The organism is Bradyrhizobium sp. HKCCYLS1011 (assembly GCF_051167795.1).
Classification (GTDB): domain Bacteria; phylum Pseudomonadota; class Alphaproteobacteria; order Rhizobiales; family Xanthobacteraceae; genus Bradyrhizobium.
Window position 1 is genome coordinate 506598 of the sequence record NZ_JBNPTT010000005.1, and the last position, 17392, is coordinate 523989.

A 17392-nucleotide genomic window follows, 5' to 3' on the forward strand; every position below is an offset into this window, starting at 1 on the left:
GTCCCGCACGTTGATCGGTTGCTTCAGAAGGTCACGCCCACCTGCACCAGCGCCTTGGTGCCACGATCGTAGCTTTGCGCGCCGTCGTTCGACCCGTAGCTATGAGCGACCTGGGCCTTGAGCAGCAACAGCCGCGCCGGCGAATATTCGTAACTGGCGTAGTAGCCGATGCCGACGGCGTTGAGCTGGGTGTAGCCCTTCTGCAAGGTCGTGAACGCAGGGTTCTCCAGCCAGACCGCGCCGACATCGGTGAACAGGCCGACCGAATGACTATAGCGCTGGATGCTGGGCAACGCGTATTTCAGCTCCGGCGTGAACAGATAGCCGCTGTCGCCGGCCAATCCCTCGTCATAGGACCGCACGCCGTAATAGCCGGTCAGGCCGAGCTGCTCGCTGGAATCCAGATTGCCGGACAAAGATTTCTGCGCCCGGATGCTGGTCGCGAGCGACAGTTTCTCGGTGAAGGCCAGGGTGGCATTGAAGGTCAGATTGATCTTGGCGAAATCGCCTGCGGTGTGGACGCCCGCGAGATTCGCGGCGCGTTGCGCCGGATCGGGGAAATCCACCGTACCTCCAGAGATGGAGAAGGTTGTGCTCGTGACTACTGGTAGCCCGGCGAGCGCGCCCACGGTGTCGCGGATGACGCTGACGAATCCAAGATCCATGTTGCGGTCGGCGATGGACGCGCCGAGGACGTTGTCATTCAGCTTCTTGTGGGTGTAGCCGCCCGAAAGATAGATGCTGTCGTCGCGCCGGCGTAGCAGCGGATAGCTCAGGGTGGCGCTGACCGCATCCGCCGTGCCGGTGGCATCAAGGCCTTGGTAGATACCTCCCAGCGTGTAGGTGGTGCGGTAGGCCGAGATTTCACCTCGCAGCCCGCTAGTGCTGAGCGGGGCGGAGTAGGCGATCCGCCCATTCAAGAGATGCGCGTCATCGGTCACGATTCCGAACGCCGAGAGCCGGTCGCCGAATCCGAGCGGGGAGTTCAAATTGATGCCGCCGGTGAGCCGGTCCCGGCCGGTATAGGGCGAGCCGAAATTATCGGCGAGCACGTAGCCGTCGACGCGCCGCGCTTCCGGCACGTTGAATGTGAAATCAGAAGTTTCCGGCTGTTGTCCGCGCCCGATCGCAACCCGCGGCATGGCGGCGCCCGGCAAATCGGATGTCAGCAGCATGGCCCGTTCGAGCTCATCCTGGTGAATGAATGGCGAGGCAGCCAGTGCCTGATCGATCACCCCGCGCAGAAAACTATCGCGAACCAGCGACTCGTTCTTCAGGGTGACGGTGCCATATTTGCCGACGACGATCTTCAATCGCAGCTCGCCCTTGCGCGCATCCTGCGCCGGCACGTAAGCCTTGGCGACCAGATAGCCGCGGCTGCGGTACAGCGTGGTCACCTTGTCCGCGGCCTCGTAGATGTCGGCGAGGGTCAGGTTGCGGTTTTCATATGGCGCCAGGATCGCGCGCACCTCGGTCTGATCCACCAGGTCCGGGCCGTCGACCTGGATTGCGCGGATGAGCAGCCTTGTATTGTCCTTGAGCGTGAACGGCGGTTCGACCAGCCGCGGCAGCACCGGCTCGGCACCGGTGGCCGGTTGCGGAGCGTTCCTGAGCGTCTCGTCGGACTGACGGATCGCGTCGCCAATGTTGGGCAACGGCGCAGTCTGCGCATGTGCCGAGGAGATGGACAGCGTGACGGGGAGCACTGCGCAACAAGCCAGGAAAACGCCGAACTTCATGAACCAAACAACCTTTGGACTACGCGAATTGACAGGACGGCCGCTTTGCAGAAGCTATGCATCAGGGTTTTGGTGACGGCGCGTTTTTCTTGCCGCCTTCTTGCAGGTCGAAACGCTGACCATCGATGTCGATGCTGCGGATGGTGGCGCCCAGATCCGAGCCACCATTGCCATTGTTGCCACGGCTGCGGCGTGTAGCTGACGCGGCGGCGACTGCCGCGGTCACGCGGCGGCGGGCGCGCTCGTCATCGGCCTTGACGCTGTCCCTGATCGTCTTGAGGCTGTCGTCCATCCTAGCGGCGGCCGGCGAGCTTATTTTCTGCGTGCCGGCCGTGGAAGACGCCGGGTCCGGCGGTGTTGCGGCGGACGTCGCTGCATTGCTCGCCACTGTATTGGCGGATCGCGAAGCCGCCTGGGCAGTTTGCGCGGCTGCTTCCTTGGCGGCAGCTGCTCTAGCGGCTGCCTCTGCCGCCGCCGCAGCAGCATCTGCCGCATCCTGCGCTCTGCTGGCAACGGTCGACACGCGCCCCGATCCGGCCGAGTTGGTGACCGTTGTGTTGTCAGCCAAGCCGATGAGGCTACCGGTATTGGCGCTGTTCGGATCGTTCGAGGTGACGTTTCCAGAGGCGTGATCGCCGCTGAATACGCTACCCTTGCCGCTCGGGAAAGCTAAGCCGGTGCTTCGGCCAACCAGACCGCCGACTGCCGATCGCCCGACGACATTCCCTGTCGCATACGAATTCACGATGGTGGATCCACCGGTGTCGCCCACCAGGCCGCCGACGGAACTGCTGTCTGGTGCCGTCACGTTGCCAGTGGCGTGCGAGCCCGATATGGTACCGCCGCCCCCCAAGAAGCCCACAAGTCCGCCAATGCCGCAACGGTCGTTCGGACAAGATCCCGCGGCGGCGCCTGTGACGGTGACGTTGCCGGTCGCATAGGAATCGGAGATGGACGTGGAGCCCATGCTCGTCCCGACCAACCCGCCGATTCCTGTACCACCGGACGCTGCGGCCACGACGGTGATGTCGCCGGTCGCGTGCGAGCCTGTGATCGTACTTGAGTTGATGCCGACGAGCCCTCCGACATTGAGGCTGTTCGTTGCAGCAATGGCGGTGTCGGCATAAGAATTGTCGATCGAACCAAATGAGATTCCAACGAGTCCGCCCACGCCGTTGGCGCCCGTGACGCTGAGCTGTGTCACGCCGGAATGAGAATTCGAGATCGTGCCGGCGTTGGCTCCAGCAACCCCGCCGATGTATTGGATGTTTGAACCGATGGCGGCGACACTGCCGTTGGCATAGCCGTTTGTGAGTTTGCCGGCGGTGGACCCGACCAGCCCACCGACAGATTGTGTGCCGGACACCGTCACGCCGATAGCGGAGACATTCTGGAGAGTCGTGGTCTGATTACTGGCTCCAACGAGGCCGCCAATGTTGGTAGAACCCACAGAGCCGGAAACGACAACATTGACCGCGTAGGAATCGCGGATGACAGCCGGAACAGGGTTGAAGGTGGTCCAATTCGTGCCGCCGTTGAGGCCCACCAGACCACCAAGGATGGTGCCGCCCGTAATCGTGCTGTCCTTCACATAGGCATTGCTCACCGTTCCCAGGTTCTGACCAACGAGCGCGCCAGCAGTGCCGGACGGCGCCGTGATCGTGGCATTCGTTATGCCGATGTCGCGCACGACCGCCGTCGGGACGACCGTTATTCCGAGATCGGCAGTTCCAACGAATCCGATCAGCCCGGTAAAGCCGCCATTGTTGCCAATGTTGTTGTTGTAGACGCTGACGACATGCGGATCCTCATGGATGACGAGACCGCTGATTGAGTGTCCGAGCCCGGTTAGCGTGCCGGTCAAAGCCCCGATCACGGGGCCCGTGAAGTTATAGTTGGATGTAGGATCTGATGTCGGGCTGAGATCCTGCGCCAGGGCGTAGTGGCCCGACGCGGTGCTGAGAAATCGGCCGGAGGCGTCGTCGAGGGAAGAGGACGGACTCAGCGCCGCCAGCTGATCCATCGTGTGGATCAGCGTGTAGTTGATGCCGTTCATGTTCAGCGTGGCGTTGGCGCCTGACAGGGTGACCGATCCGCCGCTGGCCATGTTGATATTGTAGTTGCCGCCGTAGTTCAGTACCAGCCCGGCGCTAGTGCCGGTCGCGGTGATCGGCGCGTTGATGTTGATGTTGTTGGTCGCCTGCAGCGTGAGGATCGTATTCGCGGCCCAGCTCACGGCGTCGTTGACGTTGATGTTACCGTCGCTCCCGCTCCCGCTGGTCGAGGCCAACGTTACGTTGGTCGACGTGAGATTGCTGCTGAGCGTCGCGCCGCTGATGTCGCCGCCGCTCGCAGCGATGGTGAAACCGTCTGGATCGATGGTCCAAGTGCCGTTGTTGCCGTTGGCGGGCTTGGTGGTGATCACCGCGCTGTCGGCGATCTTCACCTTGTTGCCGCTGGTCTCGACGGTGCCGCCGTCGCCGCCTTTCGGCGCCGAGGCGTCGAGCTTGCCTGAGACAGTGGTGGTGCCGCCATCGGCGATCAGCTTGATCGAGCCGGTTTTGGCCGCGCGGGTCTTGCCTGAGCCGCCGGTGAGGGCGGCCATGGTGCGTGCCTGGATGATGCCGGAATTGTTGACCTGCGCCGACAGCACGCCATCTGCCGCCTTGGCGGTCATGATGACCTGGCCGCCATTGGCGATGATGGCGCGCTTGTTCTCGACCAGCGCGTTCAGGGTGCCGCGGTCGATGGTGACGTCGAGCAGCGAATTGCCGCCGAAATTCAAGTTGATTTGGCTGCCTGCTGCCATGGCCACGGTGCCGAGCCTTGCGGAGATGACGCCGTCGTTCGAAACCGTGTTGCCGAGCAGCGCGACGTAGCCGCCGCCATGAGCGTGGATCCTGCCCTGATTGACGACCGACGCGGGCGAGTTGCCGGAGAACGTGTAGTTGCCTGCCATGAAGTTGGCGTTGGAGATATCGAGCGTCGAGGCGACCAAGCCGCCGACATTCACCTGGGCGTTCTTGCCGAACAGGACGCCCGCCGAATTGACGATGAAGACCTGTCCATTGGCGTTGAGCGCGCCCGAAATGACGCTGGTCTCGTTGCCGATCACGCGGTTCAGGGTGACGGACGAGGCGCCCGGCTGGTTGAAATTGACGGTTTCGCTCGCGCCGACCGAAAAGCTCTGCCAGTTGATGATGGCTTTGTTAGTGGACTGATTGACGTTGGTGACGCTGCCGGATTGAGAAATGCCAGCCGAGCCTTCGACCACGGAGCCGCCGAGAGGGGCGGCAAGCGCCGCGCGTTGGCCGATCAGTAGTGCCGCAATCGCGGTCATGGTCGCGGAGCAAGCGGGAGAACGGCGGTCATGCGCTGTCCGTGCGATGCGGACAGTCAGCAACTGATCAAACATCACGGCAAAACTCTCAACTGACGCTACGCGTTATATATGCGTAAATATATCGTTAAATTGCGCATGCGGGTAAGTCAATACACAGTCGGCAACACATGATTGGACATTTGCCCTTTCAGTTTGCGATCAACGCCTGCTCAATAGGAGGGCAGGCGTGCGTGCGACCATGCCGCACCAAGTCTCGAATCCGATCTATGGCGTTGTCGGAGCTACGCCATAGATCAGGTCGGCCGAGTGGTTTGCATGAGAGGTGGTTTGCGTCGGGGGCTCGTTCGCTACGGAACGCTGTAGCAATAGTTCGTCAGAGTCGTGATCATCTGCGACGGCGGCGATGTCGTATGATCTGTCAGATAGGCGACAAAGGCGTTGAGTACGGCGTTCTGCGCCGGCGTGCGGGTATGAGCGATCGTGATTCCGGCTTGCACGATCGGATTGTAGTTGAAGACGACAGGTGACACGCTGGTATCGGTCGGCGGATAGACCAGGGCGCTTCCCGATGTCGGATAGGTCCCCCCTTGGCAGATTTGCGACAAAGCCACGAAACCAACTGTCACGGTCTGGTTCTTCACGGCGGCAAAGGTCGTGTCGATATTGCTGAATTCGCTGACTAGGGGGTTGGTGGAAAGCGGCGGGTGCAAACCGTATCGACCGGTCAGCAGCGTATTGGCGGCGACCCCATAGGGTGCCGTGCTGGGATCGGCGATCGCGACATTGAGGTAGGTGCTGGAATTGTAGCCGCAACTCCCGCCGCCGCTGCAGGTGACGTTGATGCCGCTCGTATTGCTCCAGAACACGAGGGTGCCGACGGCATAGTTGAAAGGACTGGCAGTCACCAGGCTCGGGAAATTGGTCGCCAGATCCTGGGGATGAGCGGTGTCGGCCGCCAGGAAGAGATCAACTCCTAGGCCGTTGCCGCCCGTGATCTGACTTTCGAGCGTTCCCGTTGATCCGTTCTGGACGACGGTGACCGTACTTCCGGGGTTGGCGGTCTGAAAGGCGGCGATGAGATCCGCGATCGCGCTGCTGCCGGCGGTGCCCGTATTGTAGAAGTTCGATGCGACCGAAACATTGATATTGGCCGCGTGTGCCGCGAACATCGGTGTCGCCAACAAGGCCGCCGTGAGAGTGCCTTGCACGAGACGCCTTGTATTGTCTTTGCCTAACACGATTTTCCTCCATTCTTTCCGTGCGTCCAGGCCATCGTCTGACGCGGACACCAAACCAAGAGCAGGCTCAACCTGAAATCCTACCCGACAGACAATGTATACCGTTATAGTTGAGTGTATATGACGAAATGGATGAAGCGCCGCCAGACACACCGTTATATACACAGATATAGATCGCTCATTCCGAGCCGCGTGTCGTGACAGGGGCGCGCCAGCTTCGATGGTGGGGGATGGATCGGCAGGATGATGATCGCCTTGGGGCGGGGGGCGCTGAGCGCCGGTTACGCTCCGCTATCGGCGATGCGTCGCTCGCGACCTTTCGCTGAGCGGCTTGCTCGTCGTGGAGGCATTTTCCCGGGACCGCGGCGCTGGCTGCCGCCGATGCGCGAGCCGGTGGCTACGCGCTGAAGCGTTGCGTGCCCCCTCGGTGAAAGCGCTGTCTCTCACCGAGTTCGATCGGCCGGTCCCGAAGGATCTCGCAGGGAGGAGGGGAGGCCGCTCGCGGTCACCCGCGGACGATCTGCTATTCACCGATAAACAAACCGGCAAACAAAAGGGCCGCCGGCGTGCCGAGATCATCTCGACGCGCCGGCGGCCCCGTGTGTCTTGCGGACCGTTTCGTCGGTGTTAGGCGGCCGTGGACGCCTTGCGCTGCTGGGCGTTCTGCGCTTCCAGCTCTTCGTCCTTGCGGATCTCGGACAGGCGCTTCTGCACCTCCGCCGAGAACACATATTGTGCCGGGCGCTGCTTGGAGAGGTCGATCTCCGGGGCCATCGGGCCCTCGGTCTTGATACCGCGCAAGCTGACCCACATCGCCTTCAGCGGGTTGGTGAGCGCGGCATTCGCCGCGGTGGCCTCATAGCCGCAATGGGCCATGCAGTCGGCGCACTTTTCATACTTGCCGGTGCCGTAGGTGTCCCAGTCGGTGGTCTCCATCAGCTCCTTGAAGGTCTTGGTGTAGCCTTCACCGAGCAAATAGCAGGGCTTCTGCCAGCCGAAGATGTTGCGGGCAGGCATGCCCCAGGGCGTGCACTCGAATTCCTGGTTGCCGGCGAGGAAGTCCAGGAACAGGCCGGAATGCATGAAATTCCACTTCTTGCCCTTGCCGCGCGCGAACACGTCGCGGAACAGCTGCTTGGTCTTGGTCCGGTTCAGGAAGTGCTCCTGGTCGGGCGCGCGCTCATAGGCATAGCCGGGCGACATCGTCACGCCGACGCCGAGCTCGGTGGTGAAGTCGAGGAATTTCGCGATCTCCTCGGCCGGATGGCCGTCGAAGACGGTGGCATTGACGTTGACGGTGAAGCCGCGCGCCTTGGCCGCCTTGATCGCGGACACGGCGCGGTCGAACACGCCCTTCTGCGACACGGCTTTGTCATGGTGCTCGCGCAGGCCGTCCAGATGGACCGAGAAGAACAAATAGGGCGAGGGCTCGAACAGATCGAGCTTCTTCTCGAGCAGCAGCGCGTTGGTGCACAGCGAGACGAACTTCTTGCGCGCCACCAGGCCACGCACGATCTCGCCGATCTCCTTGTGGATCAGCGGTTCGCCGCCCGGGATCGCCACCATCGGTGCGCCGCATTCGTCGGCGGCGTCCCAGCACTCCTGCGCGGTCATGCGACGGTTCAGGATCGCGTCCGGGTAGTCGATCTTGCCGCAGCCGGCGCAGGCGAGATTGCAGCGGAAGAGCGGCTCCAGCATGAGGACCAGCGGATACCGTTTGCGGCCGAGAAGCTTCTGCTTCATCAGATAGGCCCCGATACGCAGTTCCTTGTGAAAGGGGATTGCCATTACGTGTCTTCTTTCTGGACCAAACCGATTAGGATCAGCCCGCGACCAGCTCGGCCGGCAGGCGGAATTCGATGTTTTCTTCCCGTCCCGGGAGCACCGAGACCTCGACCGGTCCGATGCGCCGCAGGGCCTCGATAACGTCGTCGACAAGGACCTCTGGCGCCGAGGCGCCGGCGGTGATGCCGACAGCCCTGGCTTCCTTCAGCCATTCAGGATTGAGTTCGCTCCCGTCCGCGATCAGATAGCTGGCGACACCGGCCTCGGAGCCTATCTCGCGCAGTCTGTTCGAGTTGGAGCTATTGGCGGCGCCCACCACCAAAATCACATCCACCAGCTTAGATAGGTCCCTTACCGCAGATTGGCGGTTCTGTGTCGCATAGCAGATATCCCGGATATCCGGGCCTTGAATGTCTGTAAAGCGCGCTTGCAGGGCGGCGATGATGTCTTTGGTGTCATCAACGCTGAGTGTGGTTTGCGTGATATAGGCCATTGGCCGATCGGTGGGCATCGGCAGGGCCGCCACATCCGCCTCGTTCTGGACCAGGTAGACCGGTCCGGGAACCTGTCCCATGGTGCCTTCGACTTCGGGATGGCCGGCGTGGCCGATCAGCACCAGGGTACGGCCCTTGGACATGTATCGTTTGCCCTGGTTGTGGACCTTCGTTACAAGCGGGCAAGTTGCATTGAGCACCGGCAGTCCGCGCGCTGCCGCTTCCTCCTCCACCGAGCGCGCGACGCCATGGGCGCTGAACACGGTCACCGCGAGCGGCGGCACCTCGGAGAGATCCTCGACGAAGATCGCGCCTTTGTTCTTCAGGCTCTCGACCACGTATTTGTTGTGCACGATCTCGTGGCGCACATAGACGGGCGGCCCGTACTTCTCCAGCGCGCGCTCCACGATCTCGATCGCGCGCACAACTCCTGCGCAAAACCCGCGCGGCTGCGCGAGATACACCTGCATCGGACGTCCGTTAGCCACGTTGCCTCACTTTCAACAACCGGTCACCTCTGTACGCCCGTGGCGATGCTGCCGAACTGACGCCGACCGAAAGTGCAATATCCGCACCAGTCGGACACGCCCCAGTTCTGCCATTCACCGGCCACCTAAGCGCATGGAAGCACAGGGCTTGTGTCAAAATTTCAGGAAAGAGGAAAGGCCGATTGCAAATCGGTCGCATGTGATCAAAAACACACAGCGACGATTGTGGTATTATATTAAGTAGAAATATTATAAGCAAATAGAAGTCTTTAGGGCCTCACCCGTTCGTCACTTTACCGCCGAACATCGCCGCTATATCAGCCGCCCCGGCGACCCCATCCGTTCGTGCTGATCCGGTCCGCCTTCCGCAACAGAACCTCGTCCTGTTGGGCTAGCTCAGACCGTGGAACTCCGATAGGCAGCGGACGTTTCCGCCGAGCTCAAAACATGAGAAAGTCAAGAAGTGCTGACAAGTATTGTCGTCTCGATCGTTAGGGCCTGCACGCGCTTCGCATGGCCGACACTGATTGCGGGACTCGTCCTTGCGGTGGCAGCCGGATTTTACACGGCGCATCATTTCGTCATCAATACCGACATCAACACGTTGATCTCGTCCAATCTGGATTGGCGGCAGCGCGACCAGCAATATGAGCAGGCCTTCGATCGCGATCGGACCATCCTTGCCGTCGTTGAGGCGGCCACGCCTGAGCTGACCGGTGTTGCGGCCAACGCGCTGGTGCAGAAGCTGAAGGACGACACCACCCACTTCTCCTCGGTCGAGCCGCTCGGCACCGGCGAATTCTTTGCCAAGAATGGCCTGTTGTTTCTGCCAACCGACGAGGTCAAGCAGATCACAGAGCAGTTCACTTCGGCCGCGCCGCTGATCGAGATCATGGCCGGCGATCCGTCGATCCGTGGCCTCACCGGCGCGCTGGAGACGGGTCTTGCCGGCGTCAAGCGCGGCCAGGTCAAGCTCGACAGCACGGCACGGCCGTTCGACTACATCTCCGAAACGGTGGAAACCGTGCTGAACAAGGGAGACGCCACGTTCTCCTGGCGCCAGCTGGTCAGCGACAAGCCGCTCTCGGACAGCGACAAGCGCGCCTTCATCCAGTTCAAACCGGTCCTCGACTATCAGGCCCTGGAGCCAGGGAAAGCGGCCACCGACGCCATTCGCCAGGCCGCGGCCGAGCTCGATTTCGCCGGCAAGTACAAGGCGCGGGTGCGCCTGACCGGGCCGGTGCCCATCGCCAACGAGGAATACGCGACTGTACAAGAGGGCGCCGTCACCAACGGGATCGGCACGATCGTGGTGGTGCTGGTCATCCTCTGGCTGGCGCTGCACTCGGCCAAGATCATCTCGGCCGTGTTCGTCAACCTGTTCATCGGGCTGTCCCTCACCACAGCGGTCGGGCTGATGATGGTGGGGTCGCTGAACCTCTTGTCGGTGGCGTTTGCGGTGCTGTTCATCGGTCTCGGCGTCGATTTCGGCATCCAGTTCAGCGTGCGCTACCGCTCCGAGCGCTACAAGAACGACGATCTGCCGGAGGCACTGGCGGAAGCTGCGCGACGCTCGGCGGTGCCGCTGTCGCTGGCGGCGATGGCCACCGCCGCCGGCTTCCTCTGCTTCCTGCCGACCGACTACAAGGGCATTTCCGAGCTCGGCGAGATCGCCGGCGCCGGCATGCTGATCGCGTTCCTCTCCTCGATCACGGTCCTGCCGGCGCTCTTGAAGATCCTGAATCCGCCAGGCGAGAAAGAGCCGGTGGGCTATGCCTTCCTGGCGCCGCTCGACAATTTCCTGGAGAAGCACAGGGTGCCGATCATCGTCGGTACCCTGGCGGTGGTGATCGCGGGCCTGCCGCTGCTCTACTTCATGAAGTTCGACTTCAACCCGATGAACCTGCGCAACCCCAACGCGGAATCGATCGCGACCTATCTCGACCTGCGCAAGGATCCGAACACCGGGGCCAACGCGATCGACGTGCTGACGCGCTCGGAGGCCGACGCCAAGGCGATCGAGGCTAGGCTGTCGAAGCTGCCCGAAGTGGCACGCGTGACCTCGCTCAACAGTTTCGTGCCCGAGGATCAGCCAACCAAGTTGAAGCTGATCGCGCAGGGCGCGAAGGTGTTGGGGCCTGCCATCAATCCTGATCAGATCGATGCCCCGCCGACCGACCAGGAGAACGTCGAGGCGCTCAACTCGACGGTCGATAATCTGCGGCGGACCGCAGGCGATGGCAAAGGACCGGGCGCGGTGGCGTCCCGCCGTCTGGCCGACGCGCTGGCGAAGCTCGCATCCGGCAATGAGGCGGTGCGCAACAAGGCGCAGGCGGTGTTCGTCGAGCCGCTCCACATCGTGCTGGAGCAGCTGAAGATGTCGCTCCAGGCCCAGCCCGTCAGCCTCAACAACCTGCCTCCCGAACTGGTCTCGCAGTGGAAGAGCAAGGACGGCCTGATCCGGGTCGAGGCAGAGCCGAAGGGCGATCCGAACGACAATGACAATCTGCGGCGCTTCGCCAATGCAGTTCTTGCCGCGGAGCCGACCGCGATCGGCGGTCCGGTGTCGATCCTTAAATCCGGCGACACCATCGTGAGGGCGTTCATCCACGCCGGCATCTATGCGCTGGTCGTGATCAGCCTGCTGCTATGGGTCACGCTGCGGCGCTTCGCCGACGTGCTGATGACGATCGTGCCGCTGCTGGTCGCGGGGGCGGTCACGCTCGAGATCTGCGTGCTGATTCGGCTGCCGCTCAATTTCGCCAATATCGTCGCGCTGCCGCTGTTGCTCGGCATCGGCGTGGCGTTCAAGATTTATTACGTGGTGGCGTGGCGGTCGGGCCGGACCAACCTGTTGCAGACCAGCCTCACGCGCGCGATCTTCTTCAGCGCACTGACGACGGCGACGGCCTTCGGCAGCCTGTGGCTGTCGAGCCATCCCGGCACGTCCAGCATGGGCAAGCTGCTGGCGCTGTCGCTGCTGACCACGCTGGCCGCGGTGCTGCTGTTCCAGCCGGCGCTGATGGGCAAGCCGCGCGTGATCAAAGAACATTAGCGGCAAAGATAAGCGGCCGAGGTCCTCGGCCGCTCATCTTGGTTGCGGAATTGGCCCGCGCTAATGAGCGTGGGCGACCTCCGGCAGCACGCAGATATCGCCGACCTGATCGCCGGGCTTCTTGGCGGCTGCCGCCGCCGCGACGGCCGTCTTCGGGGCCGGAGCGATCGGTTTCTGTGTACCTTTCGCCATGCTGTTGACGGGACTCGAGGGGATCGGCGGAGCGACGCGCGTCCAGGTCTCGCCGCCGCAGAGGAAGCCGAGCACGCACCCTTTGATTTCAAGGTGATCGGAATCAAGCGGCGTGATTGTGGAGCTGTAGAGTTGCCCGTCTTTGGCGTTGTAGACTTGGCCTTCCCACTGATCGGCGCCAGCCTTCTTCTTCATGTCGATCAGGATCGCCATGCCGAGCGTCGGCCGGCTCTGCTTGGCGGAATCCGGATTATGGGTATCGCGCCCGCCAGGCGTCTTCTCCCAGGCCACGACGCCCCACATGCTGCCATTACATTGTGCTACGCGGATGTTGGCGACACCATCGGCCACCCGCCAGTCTCCGGTCGGGTCGGCGGCGAAGGCAGGCGAGAGATGGGAAGAAAATCCTACTGCGAACAGCACACCAGAACATGATATGACTGTCCGCATGAGAGATTTGGGGCGGTGCAACATTGGCTGAAACCCGTGCTTGCTTTGATGGTGCGAATGGGGGCAAAACGCCGCATTGCGCGTTTTCAGTTGACGAAACGTCCATCAACCGAAGTATGTAGCCGATGCTAAAATCCAATCTAGACGTTTCCGAGATGTTTGTGGAGCGCCAGGCGCAGCGCAGTTCCATGCATTCTCGGCATCTGAACGAGCAGCTGGTCCGCGTCCTCAAGACGATCGGCTACGACGTGGGCTTTCAGAAGGGGCAGGGGCAGTACCTCTACGACCGTGAGGGCGCTCGTTATCTCGATCTGTTGAGCGGATTTGGCGTCTTCGCGATCGGCCGCAATCACCCGACATTGCGTGACGCTCTCAAAAGCGTCCTCGACAGCGACCTGCCGAATCTGGTGCAGCTCGACGTCTCGACCTTGGCCGGGGTGCTCGCCGAGCGGCTGCTCGAATATGTGCCATATCTGGACAAGGTGTTCTTCGCCAATTCTGGCGCCGAGACGGTTGAAGCCGCGATCAAGATCGCGCGTGGCGCGACCGGGCGCCCCGGGATCGTCTATTGCAGCCATTCCTATCACGGCCTGACCTATGGCGCGCTGTCGCTGACCGATGATTCGAACTTCCGTGCCGGCTTCGAGCCGCTGCTGCCCGGTTGCACCGCGATTCCTTTCAACGATCTTGCCGCGCTCGAACAGGCGCTGTCGTCGCGCGAGATTGCAGCCTTCATCGTCGAGCCGATCCAGGGCAAGGGCGTCAACATGCCCACCGACGAGTTCCTGCCCGGCGCGGCCGCGCTCTGCAAGAAATACGGCACGATCTTCATCGCCGACGAGATCCAGACCGGCATGGGGCGCACCGGCCGGTTCCTGGCGGTGGAACACTGGAATGTCGAGCCCGACATGGTGCTGCTGTCGAAGGCGCTGTCCGGCGGGCATGTCCCGGTCGGGGCGCTGCTGACGCGCAAGGCGATCTTCGACAAGATCTTCAACCGCATGGATCGGGCGCTGGTTCATGGCTCGACCTTTGCGAAGAATGACCTGGCGATGGCAGCCGGCATCGCCACGCTGGAGGTGATGAAGGCCGAGAAGCTGATCGAGGCTGCCGCGAAACGCGGCGCCGAGTTACGGCTGGCCCTGACGCGGATGGTGCCCGGCTACGAGCTGCTGAAAGAGGTTCGCGGCAAGGGGCTGATGATCGGCGTCGAGTTCGGCCCGCCCAAATCGCTGCGGCTGAAGGCGTCCTGGAACGTGCTGGAGAGCGCGAACAAGGGTCTGTTCGTGCAGCTGATCACCGTGCCCTTGTTCAAGGATCATAAGATCCTGACCCAGGTGGCCGGTCACGGCCTGCATACGGTGAAGCTGCTGCCGCCGCTCACCATTACGGAAGAGGACTGCGCCTGGATCGAGCGCGCCTTCGACGACGTGATCGCGCAAAGCCACAAGGTGCCCGGCGCAATCTGGTCGCTCGGAAAGACCCTGGTCGACAACGCCATCCGCAAATCGGCGTGAGGCGGATTCGACCTTAGGGTGGGCAAAGGCGCGAAGCGCTGTGCCCACCGATTCAACGGCTTCAAAAGATTGGTGGGCGCGCGTTCGCGCTTTGGGCTAGGGCGCAAAAGTCGCTTTGCCGATCCCGCGCGCATTATCCCTCCTTGTTCACGCGCATTGCGGTCTCGAACTTCTCTCCGAACTCGTTGAGCTCGTCGGCGCCGATGTCGCTGATCGCCCAGAAGTTCAGCCCGCGCTCGCTCCAGCTTCGGATGTTGAAGCCCTGGATCGTATCCATCCGCGTCGTCCGCCGTTCTGTGCTCGACGTCTGCGCCACGAACAGATTGATGATGTGCTGACGACGGCGATAGACAACGGCGCCGATCGGGCGGGCATCGACATAATCGAGCCGGCCGCCGATCAGGGTGAAGCCCAGCGCGGTGAGGTCGATCACCGGCGGCGCCACGTCGAGCCTGCCGTTGAACCAGGGCTTGACGGTGTGCTGATCGGTCGACAGCACGTCGGTGAGGTGGCCGGCCTGCAGCGAGCGTAGATGCGCCGAGACGATTTCGGCTTCGATGCGCTGCTGATCGTCCTTGCTGATCACGATCGCGACCAGTCCGGTCGCGGCCAGTGCCGAGACCACCGACCCCATGGCAAAGCCCTTCAGCACCGAGCGGCGACTCGGCTGCGCGGTCACTGCCGGCAGCGCGGGCAGCGCATCTTCGATGCGCCGACGCAGTTGCGGCGGTGCCTTGAAGCCGAGATCCGCGCGGGCGAGCGCCTCTGTCATCTCTCTGATGGTCGCCAGCTCGGCCGTGCAGTGCGGACAGCTCGCGACATGCGCTTCCACCTCGCTGGCGTGGCCGGCATCGAGCTCGCCATCGGCGAGCGCATGGATCAGGATGTTGGCCTCCTCGCAGGTCATTCCGAAGACTCCTCTTCCGCCAGCCAGGCGGCGCGCAGCATCGCGCGGGCGCGGGCGAGGCGGGACATCACCGTGCCGACCGGCACGCCGGCGCTGTCGGCGATCTCGCGATACGACAGGTTGTTGACCTCGCGCAGCACGAAGGTCTCGCGAAACGGCTCGGCGAGCCGGTCGATCAGCTTGCGGATCGCCGAAGCGTCGCGCTCGCGCAGGATCGCGCCTTCCGGCGTCTCCTGGCTCTCGTGCCACAGCGGCGGCTTGTCGGCTGCTTCCGGCGCGTCGTCGATCGCCTTGAGCTTTGCACTGCTGCGCCGGGCAAATTCGGTGTGGCAGACATTGCGCAGGATCGCAAACAGCCAGGGCTTCATCGCCGGGCCGCGATAGGTGTGGAAATGCTTGAACGCGCGCAGGTAGCACTCCTGCACCGCGTCCTCCGCATCGGTTGGATCGCGCAGGAGATAGCGCGCCAGCGTGTAGACGTCGTCGAGATAGGGGAGCGCCAACTCGCGGAAGCGTCTGTTACGCTCGGCATCCTCGTCGGACCTGTTCAGCGGCATCGTCTGCGGACCAGCTTTCGTGGAAGCGGGAGGCACCCGGCCGGGGGCGAGCCTCCGGCCGGGAGATATGCTGATGCCTTGATTTGGCGCGCTACTCAACCTTGATCATCCCGGTCATGTGCGGGTGCAGCGAGCAGAAATATTTGTAATCGCCAGCCGCCGCGAAGGTGAAGGAGAAGCTGTCGTCGCTGTCGAGTGCCTTGGAGCGGAACTTCCCGGCCGACACCACCGTGTGCGGAATGTCGTCATGGTTGGTCCAGGTCACGGTGTCGCCGATCTTCACCTTCACCTCCGGCGGATTGAAGGTGAAGTTATCGATGACGACGGCAGCCGTTTGGGCCTGCGCCTTCCGGGCCGTCGGGGGCAGCAGAACGGCGACCGCGGTGAGGCGGACGCCATGGAGGAGAATATCGCGTCGATTCATCTCGTAAGCGTCCCTTAGCCCTGCAGCGGTGTGTCGATGATGGCGAGCCGCTCGTCACCCAGCTTGAAATTGACGCTGGCGATGCCGAGGAGGCTGCGCAGCCTGGCGTCCTCGACCTTCATCGGTCCGGGCGAGGGCGCGCTGCCCGGGGCCGGTTGCGGGAAGGCGGTGGAGCGCGCGGTGTGGAAGGTGACGTTGCCTTCGACCTTCTGCATCACCTGATGGATATGGCCGTTCAGCACGGTGACGGAGCCGAAGCCCTTCATATAGTCGAGCGCACGGGCGCCATCCTCGGTGCCCCAGCCCCATTGCGGATACACAGTCCACAGCGGGATATGCGCGAACACCACGATCGGCGTCGACTTCGAGCGCCCCTTGAGATCCTCCTCCAGCCACTCAAGCTGCTCGGCGCCGAGATTGCCGAGGCCGCCGGCCTTCAGATCCACCACGTTGACGAGCCCGATGAAATGCACGCCATTGGCGTCGAAGGAATACCAGCCGGCGCCGCGGGTGCCCTTGCCGTAGCGCTCCTTGTAGAGCTTGACCTCCTCATCGAGGAAATCATGTTCGCCCGGCACATAATGCACGTCGAGCCTGGCCTGCGAGATGATGCGGTCGGCATCGTCGAATTCGGCCGCCTTGGACAGATGCGAGATGTCGCCGGTGTGGATCATGAAAGAGGGCTTCACCGGGATGGTGCTGACCTTCTGGATCGCCTCTTCAAGCGTGCCGAGCGCGTTCGGATTGGCCGGCTTGTCGAAGCCGACATGGCTGTCGCTGATCTGCAGGAAGGTGAGGCCGGAGGTCTGCGCGGCTTTCTCGGCAGCTTGTGCCGCATCGACCAATCCGAGTGAGCGGGGCACGCCGCCCGCGATGGTCCAGAGCACGCCGGTGCCGGCCCAGGTCATGCATTCCAGCACTTTACGGCGGCTGACGCCGCTGTCCTCATCGTGATCGTGATGACTCATCGCGCTCTCCTTTCGGCCCGTAATTGGGCTTGCGGGCGAGGAGATCGGGGAGGGCGGCGGTTTATTCCCGGCCCATCGCTTGGACAGGACCGATGACGCTTTCGTGAGATCCGAAGATGGCTGGGGCGGCCGCGGAGGTCGCAAGGTGCGTGGGCCAAGGCACGTTCGGGTGACAGGCCGACAACGGGCGCGGTCTTGTCCCCGATCTTCTCGAAGCGGCTGCGTGCCACCGTTC

Annotated in this window: 12 protein-coding genes; 2 read left to right on the forward strand and 10 right to left on the reverse strand. The window is 62.7% G+C overall.

Going from position 1 to position 17392, the window contains the following annotated elements:
- Positions 1–23 precede the first annotated feature (23 nt).
- The 5 genes from ACQR1W_RS19350 to ispH form a co-directional block, all read right to left on the reverse strand.
- On the reverse strand, positions 24–1739 hold the full coding sequence (locus ACQR1W_RS19350; RefSeq protein ID WP_434852276.1) for a ShlB/FhaC/HecB family hemolysin secretion/activation protein: 1716 nt from the start codon (positions 1737–1739) through the stop codon (positions 24–26).
- Positions 1740–1800: 61 nt separating this feature from the next.
- Positions 1801–5154 carry a beta strand repeat-containing protein gene (locus ACQR1W_RS19355; protein WP_434852277.1) on the reverse strand — a complete coding sequence of 1118 codons (3354 nt, stop codon included), beginning with the start codon at positions 5152–5154 and terminating at the stop codon, positions 1801–1803.
- Between the two features lie 275 nt (positions 5155–5429).
- Positions 5430–6320 carry a molybdate ABC transporter substrate-binding protein gene (gene modA, locus ACQR1W_RS19360; protein WP_434852278.1) on the reverse strand — a complete coding sequence of 297 codons (891 nt, stop codon included), beginning with the start codon at positions 6318–6320 and terminating at the stop codon, positions 5430–5432.
- 627 nt (positions 6321–6947) lie between these two features.
- Complete coding sequence (gene hpnH, locus ACQR1W_RS19365) at positions 6948–8108, reverse strand: adenosyl-hopene transferase HpnH (protein WP_008966617.1); 1161 nt, start codon at positions 8106–8108, stop codon at positions 6948–6950.
- 34 nt (positions 8109–8142) lie between these two features.
- Complete coding sequence (ispH, locus tag ACQR1W_RS19370; protein ID WP_008966616.1) at positions 8143–9069, reverse strand: 4-hydroxy-3-methylbut-2-enyl diphosphate reductase; 927 nt, start codon at positions 9067–9069, stop codon at positions 8143–8145.
- Positions 9070–9550: 481 nt separating this feature from the next.
- Here ispH and ACQR1W_RS19375 point away from each other — a divergent pair, with 481 nt between their 5' ends.
- Entirely contained in the window at positions 9551–12142 is a 2592-nt protein-coding gene (locus tag ACQR1W_RS19375) for an MMPL family transporter (RefSeq protein WP_434852279.1), read from the forward strand.
- A 60-nt stretch (positions 12143–12202) separates the two neighbouring features.
- Here ACQR1W_RS19375 and ACQR1W_RS19380 read toward each other — a convergent pair whose 3' ends face one another.
- Positions 12203–12808: a DUF2147 domain-containing protein gene (locus tag ACQR1W_RS19380; RefSeq protein WP_434852280.1), complete on the reverse strand. Its 606-nt coding sequence runs from the start codon at positions 12806–12808 to the stop codon at positions 12203–12205.
- 101 nt (positions 12809–12909) lie between these two features.
- Here ACQR1W_RS19380 and hpnO point away from each other — a divergent pair, with 101 nt between their 5' ends.
- Positions 12910–14301, forward strand: coding sequence for an aminobacteriohopanetriol synthase HpnO (gene hpnO / locus ACQR1W_RS19385; protein ID WP_035980407.1), 1392 nt, complete (start codon positions 12910–12912; stop codon positions 14299–14301).
- Positions 14302–14434: 133 nt separating this feature from the next.
- Here the strand turns inward: hpnO and ACQR1W_RS19390 are convergent, their stop codons facing one another.
- The 4 genes from ACQR1W_RS19390 to ACQR1W_RS19405 form a co-directional block, all read right to left on the reverse strand.
- Positions 14435–15208 (reverse strand): anti-sigma factor family protein, encoded by a 774-nt coding sequence (locus ACQR1W_RS19390; protein ID WP_434852281.1) that lies wholly within the window; start codon positions 15206–15208, stop codon positions 14435–14437.
- Positions 15205–15765: a sigma-70 family RNA polymerase sigma factor gene (locus tag ACQR1W_RS19395; protein ID WP_008966611.1), complete on the reverse strand. Its 561-nt coding sequence runs from the start codon at positions 15763–15765 to the stop codon at positions 15205–15207. The genes ACQR1W_RS19390 and ACQR1W_RS19395 overlap by 4 nt, the downstream gene beginning before the upstream one ends.
- A 91-nt stretch (positions 15766–15856) precedes the next feature.
- Entirely contained in the window at positions 15857–16189 is a 333-nt protein-coding gene (locus ACQR1W_RS19400) for a cupredoxin domain-containing protein (protein WP_434852282.1), read from the reverse strand.
- Positions 16190–16203: 14 nt separating this feature from the next.
- On the reverse strand, positions 16204–17157 hold the full coding sequence (locus ACQR1W_RS19405) for a metallophosphoesterase family protein (protein ID WP_434852283.1): 954 nt from the start codon (positions 17155–17157) through the stop codon (positions 16204–16206).
- Positions 17158–17392 lie beyond the last annotated feature (235 nt).